Source organism: Kitasatospora sp. NPDC003701, from assembly GCF_053587085.1.
Genome location: NZ_JBSFNM010000146.1, coordinates 1 through 4,215, shown reverse-complemented (window position 1 = coordinate 4,215; position 4,215 = coordinate 1). Strand labels below are relative to the sequence as shown.

Below are 4,215 nucleotides of genomic sequence, written 5' to 3'. Positions count from 1 at the left end.
TTGGGTGCGGAGGTGGTGGTTGCGGCGTGTGATGTGGCTGATCGGGGGGCGTTGGAGGGGTTGTTGGGGTCGGTTTGTGCTGGTGGGGAGGGTTTGCGGGGTGTGGTGCATGTAGCGGGTGTGTTGGACGACGGGGTGGTGTCGTCGTTGTCGGGTGAGCGGTTGGGGGGTGTGTTGCGGCCGAAGGTGGATGCGGCGTGGAATCTGCATGAGTTGACGCGGGGTATGGGGTTGTCGTTGTTCGTGTTGTTCTCGTCGGCTGCGGGGGTGTTCGGGCCGGCGGGGCAGGCGGGGTATGCGGCGGCGAACGCGTTCCTGGACGGGTTGGCGCAGCACCGGCGTGCGCAGGGCCTGCCCGCCCACTCCCTGGGCTGGGGACTGTGGGACTTGGACGGCGGTATGACGGGCCGTCTCGGCGACACCGACCAGGCACGCCTGGTCCAGTCCGGTGTCCGCCCGCTCTCGCCGAGCGAGGGCCTGAAGCTCTTCGACGCAGCGATCGCCACCGATCGGTCGCACCTGGTGCCGATGGGCCTGGACCGGTCGAGGCTTCGCGCCGGCCGCGAGGTCCCGGTCGTGCTGCGCGGCCTGGTGGGCGCGACGGCCCGGCCGGTCAGCCGGGCATCCGCGGACCCGGTCCCGGCCGCGAGGAGCCTGGCGGCCCTCGCCGGCCCGGAACGGGTCGAGGCACTGCTCCGGCTCGTGCGCTCCAATGTCGCGTCGATCCTCGGATACGCGTCGGCCGATGCCGTCCCCGGTGACCGCGGCTTCCTCGACCTGGGCCTCGATTCGCTCACGGCGGTCGAGCTCCGGAACCAGCTCGGGACCGCGATCGGACTGCGTCTCCCGGCGACTCTCCTGTTCGACTACGGGACACCGGTGGCGCTGGTGGAGTACCTGGCCGAGCGCCTCGCCCCGGAGGAGGACGGCGAGTCCCGGATTCTCGTGGAACTGGACCGACTGGAGGCCCTGTTGACGAACCTGTCGCAGGAAGACCCTCTGAACGCGAATGTGACGAAGCGGCTCCAGACGCTGCTGGCCAAGCGGAACCCCGCACCGAAGTCCGTGGCGGGTTCCGCCGCGGAGGACCGGATCCGGTCGGCGACCACCGACGATCTCTTCGCCTTCATCGACAAGGAACTCGGCCGATCCTGAATCGGCAACCGCCCTGACCATTCCCCCCGGCGCCGGAACGCATAGGACTCTCGCTATGACCACCAATGAAGAGAAGCTCGTCGACTACCTGAAGTGGGTCACCGCCGATCTCCAGAAGACGCGCGAACGCGTGCAGGAGCTGGAGACCGGTGAGCGCGAGCCGATCGCGATCGTCGGGATGAGCTGCCGCTACCCGGGCGGCGTCCGGTCCCCCGAAGACCTCTGGAACCTCGTGCTGAGCGGGTCGGACGCCGTCTCCGGCTTCCCCGTGGACCGCGGTTGGGACGTGGAGGGCCTCTACGACCCGGACCCCGACGCCGAGGGCCGGACCACCGTTCAGGAGGGTGGCTTCCTGCACGAGGCGGCCGAGTTCGACCCGGCGTTCTTCGGCATAGGCCCGAAGGAGGCGGCGGCGATGGACCCGCAGCAGCGGCTGCTGCTGGAACTCACCTGGGAGGCCTTCGAGCGGGCCGGCATCCGGCCGGAATCCGCACGGGGCGAGCAGGTCGGAGTCTTCACGGGGCTCATGTACCACGACTACTCGGCGCGGTTCCTCACCATTCCGGAGGGCTTCGAGGGCTACATCGGCAACGGGAACGCCGGCAGCATCGCCTCCGGCCGGGTCGCCTACACCTTCGGCCTGGTGGGGCCGGCGGTGACGGTGGACACGGCGTGTTCGTCGTCGCTGGTGGCGCTGCACCTGGCGGCGCAGGCGCTCCAGCGCAACGAGTGCTCCATGGCGTTGGTCGGCGGCGTCTCGGTGATGTCCACGCCGAGGACGTTCATCGAGTTCAGCCGCCAGCGCGGCCTCTCCACCGACGGTCGGTGCAAGTCCTACTCGGCGGACGCCGACGGCACGGGCTGGGGCGAGGGCGCGGGCATGCTGCTCGTGGAGCGGCTGTCGGACGCGGTGGCGAACGGGCACAAGGTGCTTGCCGTGGTGCGGGGTTCGGCGGTGAACCAGGACGGCGCCAGCAGCGGTCTGACGGCGCCGAGCGGGCCTGCGCAGCAGCGGGTGATCCGCCAGGCGCTGGCGAGCGCCGGGCTGTCCACGTCGGACGTGGACGCGGTCGAGGGCCACGGCACGGGCACCCGGTTGGGGGACCCCATCGAGGCGCAGGCGCTGCTGGCGACCTACGGGCAGAACCGTGACGCCGAACTGCCTCTGTGGCTCGGGTCGTTGAAGTCGAACATTGGTCACACGCAGGCGGCTGCGGGTGTGGCGGGTGTGATCAAGATGGTGATGGCGATGCGGGAGGGTGTGCTTCCGCGGACCCTGCACGTGGGCGAGCCGTCGCGTGAGGTGGAGTGGGCCTCCGGCGCGGTGGAGCTGCTGACGGAGCCGCGGGCCTGGCCGGAGGCGGGGCGGGTGCGGCGTTCGGCGGTGTCGTCGTTCGGTGTGAGCGGGACGAACGCGCACGTGATCCTTGAGCAGGCTGAGGCGGGTGCGCCGGCCGCTGAGGAGACCGTGGCCGCGCTTCCCGTGGTGCCGGTCGTGCTCTCGGGCAAGTCCGAGGAAGCGGTGCGGGGTCAGGCCGCCGCACTGCTGGAGCGGCTTGGGACGGATCCGGGTCTTGGTGTCCTGGACGCGGGGTTCTCGCTCGTGACCTCGCGCTCGCTCTTCGAGCAGCGTGCGGCCGTGGTCGCGGCCGATCGTGAGGAACTCCTGTCCCGTCTCGGGGACTTGGTGTCGGGGTCGGCGGATGTCTCGACTGTGGTGGCGGGTCGGCTTGGGGTGGTGTTCTCGGGTCAGGGTTCGCAGTGGCCGGGGATGGGCCGTGAACTGAGCGAGATGTTCCCGGTGTTCGCCCGGGCGTACGGGGAGGTGTGTGCGGAGCTGGGGGTGGATCTGCCGTCGGACGAGGGCATTCACCGCACCGGTTTCGCGCAGCCCGCGATCTTCGCTCTCGAGGTCGCCCTGTTCCGGCTGTTCGAGTCGTGGGGTGTGGCGGCGGGTGTGCTGGCGGGTCACTCGGTCGGGGAGATCGCCGCTGCCCATGTGGCGGGTGTGCTGTCCCTGGAGGACGCGTGTGCGCTTGTCGTGGCGCGTGGGCGGTTGATGGAGGCGTTGCCCGCGGGTGGGGCGATGGTGGCGGTCGGCGCGCCCGAGGAGGTGGTGCGGGAGCTGCTGGCCGGCATGGAGGGTGTGTGGCTGGCGGCGGTCAACGGCCCCGCGTCGCTGGTGCTTTCGGGGTACGAGGAGCAGGTCCTGGCGGTGGCGGCGACGCTCGCCGAGCGCGGCTTCCGCACAAAGGCTCTGACGGTCAGTCATGCGTTCCATTCGGGTCTGATGGATCCGATGTTGGAGGAGTTCGGCGCGGTCGTGGCGGGCTTGGACCTGCGGGAGCCGGTGCTGCCGTTGGTGTCGACGGTGACGGGCCGGGTGGAGACGGAGCTGTGGACGGATCCGGCGTACTGGGTGCGTCAGGTCCGTCAGGCGGTGCGTTTCGCTGACGCCGTCGCCACGATGCTGGACCTTGGCGCCGGGACGTTCCTGGAGGTCGGTCCGGACGCGGTGCTGGCGGGGATGGTCGCGGAGTGCCTGCCGCAGGACGGCCCGGCACGCGCCGTGGTGCCGGCCCTGCGCAAGGACCGTGACCAGGCCCGCACCGTGATCGAGGCCCTGACCCGTCTGCACGCCACCGGCACCCCGGTCACCTGGCCTGCGCTGTTCGAGGGCACGGGTGCGCGTCGGGTCGATCTGCCGACCTACGCGTTCCAGCGCCGGCGCTACTGGCTGGATGCGGCACCCGAGCAGGACGCGCAGAGCCTGGGCCTCGCGGGTGCCGAGCATCCGCTGCTGAGCGCCGCCGTGGCGATGGCCGACGAAAGCGGTGTCGTGCTGACCGGTCGTCTTTCCCTCGCCACTCACCCGTGGCTGGCCGATCACACCGTGCTGGGCAGTGTGTTGCTGCCGGGGACGGGGTTCGTGGAGTTGGCGTTGCGGGCTGCGGATCAGGTGGGGTGCGGGGTGCTGGAGGAGTTGACGCTGGAGGCTCCGCTGGTGTTGCCGGAGCGGGGTGCGGTGCAGTTGCAGGTGGTGGTGGGTGCTCCGGACGG

At 70.7% G+C, this 4,215-nt stretch carries 2 protein-coding genes; both read left to right on the top strand.

The genetic code is table 11. The features are described from left to right. The coding region (locus tag ACWDRR_RS44135) for a type I polyketide synthase (protein ID WP_449777994.1) at positions 1-1,155 on the top strand (1,155 nt) is incomplete at its 5' end. Between the two features lie 55 nt (positions 1,156-1,210). Next, the coding region (locus ACWDRR_RS44130) for a type I polyketide synthase (protein ID WP_449777993.1) at positions 1,211-4,215 on the top strand (3,005 nt) is incomplete at its 3' end.